General features: G+C 59.2%; 3 protein-coding genes and 1 pseudogene. 2 read left to right on the top strand and 2 right to left on the bottom strand.

Annotated features, from left to right (window positions below; all coding sequences use genetic code 11):
• Positions 1–221 precede the first annotated feature (221 nt).
• Both fdxA and mutS read right to left on the bottom strand, forming a co-directional pair.
• Positions 222–545, bottom strand: a complete 324-nt coding sequence (gene fdxA, locus L1249_RS17165) for a ferredoxin FdxA (protein ID WP_044628866.1) — start codon at positions 543–545, stop codon at positions 222–224.
• A 182-nt stretch (positions 546–727) separates the two neighbouring features.
• On the bottom strand, positions 728–3,295 hold the full coding sequence (gene mutS, locus L1249_RS17160; protein WP_172415925.1) for a DNA mismatch repair protein MutS: 2,568 nt from the start codon (positions 3,293–3,295) through the stop codon (positions 728–730).
• A gap of 121 nt (positions 3,296–3,416) precedes the next feature.
• Between mutS and L1249_RS17155 the strand changes: the two genes are divergently transcribed.
• Both L1249_RS17155 and L1249_RS17150 read left to right on the top strand, forming a co-directional pair.
• Entirely contained in the window at positions 3,417–3,941 is a 525-nt protein-coding gene (locus L1249_RS17155) for a CinA family protein (protein ID WP_044628864.1), read from the top strand.
• A gap of 89 nt (positions 3,942–4,030) precedes the next feature.
• Positions 4,031–4,349 (top strand): annotated as a pseudogene (locus tag L1249_RS17150) (DNA recombination/repair protein RecA); the annotation flags it as partial.

The raw sequence follows: 4,349 nt of genomic DNA, 5'->3' as shown, positions 1-4,349 counted from the left end.
GCGAAGGTCAAAACCGGCATCACTGTCCCCGAGTTCGGGGTAAGTTAATGGCATGAGCCGTATACGTGGCCCGTATGTACGGTTCTGTGAGAGGGATGAGGCGGTAACGCCTCACCCTACTCGCTGTGTAGGCCATTCACGCAATCATGGACGCCTTCCATCCGACTACAAAAAAACCAGCGTAAACGCTGGTTTTTTTGGGATGTGCTAACACTCTGCGCTTAACGCTCGAGTTTTTCCAGCTTACCCGTTTTGCCATCCCACTCTTCTGCATCGGGCAGAGGGTCTTTCTTCTCGGCAATATTGGGCCACACTTCGGCCAACTCCGCGTTGATCTCGATAAACTGCTCTTGGCCATCTGGCAGCTCATCCTCCGAGAATATTGCCTCAGCAGGGCACTCTGGCTCACACAGCGCGCAGTCGATGCACTCGTCCGGGTGAATAACTAGGAAATTGGGGCCTTCGTAGAAACAGTCGACTGGGCAAACTTCCACACAGTCGGTGTATTTGCATTGGATGCAGTTCTCGGTAACGACAAACGTCATCTTGCTATCCCTCTTGCGAGACCGAGAAGCCTCCCGGTCGTGGTCAATCGTGAATGGTTATAAATCTGCGGTTTTTTATAAGGTAAAAAGGTATGGGCGACATTCTAGTGGTGCCCATACCCGGCGGCAAGCGCTCGCGCTCATCTGTTGATGCGATTACTGACGCTCATTATATCCATTGTCTATAGCAACTCTCGCCACTGATACAACAAGGTCAGCGCTTCGCGAGGCGACAAGTCGTCGATATCCGCCTTACCGAGCGCTTCTACCACCGGGTGCGGGGCGCTGGCGAACAGGTCGTTTTGCTGCGGTATCGCAGGGCTCGCTGAGGGCCGCTGCTGCTCGTCGACATCCCGCTGTTCGAGCGTCATCAGCTTTTCCCGAGCGCGACGAATTACCGGAGCCGGGACCCCGGCGAGTTGGGCGACCTGTAAGCCATAACTCTGGCTGGCGGGGCCTGCCTCGATACGGTGCATGAACACGATACCATCGCCGTGCTCCGTTGCCGTCAAATGAATATTGGCGATGCCCTCCGCCTGCTCAGGCAGTGCCGTCATTTCAAAATAGTGCGTGGCAAACAGCGTGAGCGCCCGAGCGTTAGCGAGATGCTCGGCGCTTGCCCAGGCCAAGGAAAGCCCATCGAAGGTGCTAGTGCCACGGCCAATCTCATCCATTAACACCAGGCTGTGTTCGGTGGCATTGTGCAAAATATTGGCGGTTTCGGTCATTTCTACCATGAAGGTAGAGCGCCCTCCCGCTAGATCATCTGACGATCCGATCCGGGTAAAGATGCGGTCAACCGGGCCGATCTCGGCGGCATCGGCGGGTACGAAGCTGCCGCTATGGGCCAGCAGGGCGATCAGGGCGGTTTGGCGCATGTAGGTCGATTTACCGCCCATGTTGGGGCCGGTGATGATCAGCATGTGCTGCTCTGGGGTGAGCAGCACGTCGTTGGGCACGAACGGTTTGTCGCTGACCTGCTCCACGACCGGGTGGCGCCCGGCGGTAATGGTGATGCCCGTGGCCTCCACCAATTGAGGGCGCACCCAGTTGAGCGCGTCGGCACGCTCGGCAAAAGCACACAGTACATCCAGCTCAGCCAGCGCGCGTGAGGTGTTTTGTAGCTCGTGCAGTTGGGCGTTGAGCTCGGCTAGCAACTGATCGTAGAGCCATTTTTCCCGCGTCAGCGCCCGCGACTTGGCGGAAAGCGCTTTGTCCTCAAACTCCTTCAGCTCTGGGATAATAAAGCGCTCGGCGTTTTTCAGCGTTTGACGACGGATATAGTCGGCTGGCGCATGCTGCGCCTGGGCGCGGGGTAGCTCAATAAAGTAGCCGTGTACGCGGTTATAGCCAACTTTTAGGTTGGCAAGTCCCGTGCGTTCGCGCTCTCTCAGTTCTAACTGAACGAGATAGTCGCCTGCGTTTTCGGCCATGCCGCGATGCTCATCTAGCTCGGCATCGAAGCCATCGGCAATCACGCCGCCATCCCGAATCACTACAGGCGGGTTGTCGACCAGCGCTCGCGCTAGCGTATCGGCCAGCTCGGGGTAGGGGCGGATATGCGGCTTGAGGCTATCCAGGGCGCTGCCGCTGTCGATATCGGTCAGCAGCGCTTCCAGCGTGGGCAGCGTGGCGAGCGCATCTCTCAGTCGCGCGAGATCGCGTGGGCGTGCGCTGTAAAGAGCGACGCGGGCGAGTATGCGTTCCACGTCCCCCACGTCGCTCAGCGTATCCCGCAGGCTCATATAGTTGGCATCGATAGAGAGTAGGGCCACGCCGGCTTGGCGGCCCTCGACGATCTCCCGCTGGCGTAGCGGGCGATTCAGCCAGCGCTTTAAAAGCCGCGAACCCATGGCCGTGGTGCAGGTATCAAGCACGCTGGCCAGGGTGTTATCGTCGGTGCCGCCGAGGTTGATGTCGATTTCCAGATTGCGGCGGCTGGCGGCGTCGATCACCACGGCATCGTCGCGGTTCTCTACGCTGATGGCGGTCACGTGGGGCAGGCGCGAGCGCTGGGTATCGCGCGCGTAGTCGATCAAGACACCGGCCGCGATCAGCGCCGTGGAGAGATGCGCGCAGCCAAAGCCACGCAGGTCGCTAACTTCAAATTGGTCGCACAGGCTGCGGGTGGCGCTTTCCAGATCGAATAGCCACTCCCCCTGGCGGCGTAGGCTGCGCTTTTGCGACCACGCATCGGGCAGGGTCAGGCTCTCCGGCACCAGCAGCTCCGCAGGGGAGAGGCGGGTCAACTCGGCGAGCATTTCCGCTTCGCTCTCGACTTCCAGTACGTTAAAACGACCGCTGGAGAGCTCCAGCCATGCCAATCCCCAGCCCGCTTTTCCGGGGGCAACGGCCACCAGAACGTTATCTCGCCGAGCATCTAGCAGGGCTTCATCGTGCAGTGTGCCGGGGGTGACGATGCGCACCACCTGACGCTCCACCGGGCCTTTACTAGTGGCTGGGTCGCCGATTTGCTCGCAAATCGCCACCGACTCACCGCCTGCTACTAAGCGGGCTAAATAACCTTCCGCGCTATGGTAGGGCACCCCGGCCATGGGGATGGGTTTACCCCCCGACTGGCCGCGCTGGGTCAGGGTGATATCCAGCAGCGCAGCGGCGCGTTTAGCGTCATCGAAAAACAGCTCGTAAAAATCCCCCATGCGGTAAAACAGCAGTACCTCGGGGTGCTCGCGCTTGATGTTAAGGTATTGCGCCATCATTGGCGTATGGGCGGGGCTGGCCTGTGACATGGGCGTCCTGATTGAGCGTGGCGCAAGCGGTTGGCCTGCGGCATGTTCGTTGAGCAATTTCATTGAGAAAGCTAAACGCAGTATTCTACGCTACCCTAAGGTCTTACATGAAGGAGTCACCATGCCCCCCAGCGTTTCTAGCCTCAAGAACCTCGATTTATCGCTGCTTGCCCAGCGGCTGGGGCGGCTTTGCCTTCAGCTTGGCGTTGAAGTGACCGCCGCAGAGTCTTGCACCGGAGGAGGCATTGCCAGTGCGATTACCTCGGCGGCAGGCAGTTCGGCGTACTTTACAGCGGGCTATGTGACCTACTCAAACGCCGCGAAAACCCGCCTGCTGGGTGTGGAGCCTGCCACGCTTGAAGCCCATGGAGCCGTTAGCGAGGCCGTGGTGAAGGCGATGGTGGCGGGAGCCTGCCGTGAAAGCGGGGCTGATTTAGCCGTTGCGGTGAGCGGTGTGGCCGGCCCGGAGGGCGGCAGCGACGAAAAACCGGTAGGTACCGTATGGATTGCCTGGGGCAGTGCTGGACAGCAGCAGGCAGAGTGCTTCCACTTCCCCGGCGACCGCCAAGCGGTGCGGGAGCAGGCGGTGCGCGAAGCGCTGGCGGGTTTAGTGTCGAGGCTGAGCGCTCAGGCGCAGAAGAAATAATCGTTAAAGTTGCCGCTGAGGATTTGTTTAGCCGCTAATCTTTGGCATACTACTGGCTAATTATACAGCTTGTTATGAGGAATTTCCGCATGGCTCAGGAAGACAACCGCACAAAAGCGCTTAATGCTGCACTCAGCCAGATTGATCGCCAGTTTGGTAAAGGGACCGTTATGCGCCTTGGCGATGCGCCACGCGTCGTGATGCCGTCTGTCTCCACCGGTTCGCTGGGGCTGGATATTGCACTCGGCATTGGTGGTTTACCGTTTGGTCGTGTCGTCGAAATCTTTGGCCCAGAGTCATCGGGTAAAACTACCCTGACGCTTTCGGTCATTGCCCAAGCGCAAAAGCAGGGCAAAGTGTGTGCCTTCGTTGATGCCGAGCACGCGCTCGACCCCAGCTACGCTGAGA

Source organism: Halomonas sp. Cn5-12, from assembly GCF_021532545.1.
Classification (GTDB): Bacteria; Pseudomonadota; Gammaproteobacteria; order Pseudomonadales; family Halomonadaceae; genus Vreelandella; species Vreelandella aquamarina.
The sequence above is the reverse complement of the archived record's forward strand: the minus strand, read 5'-3'. Positions and strand labels throughout refer to the sequence as shown.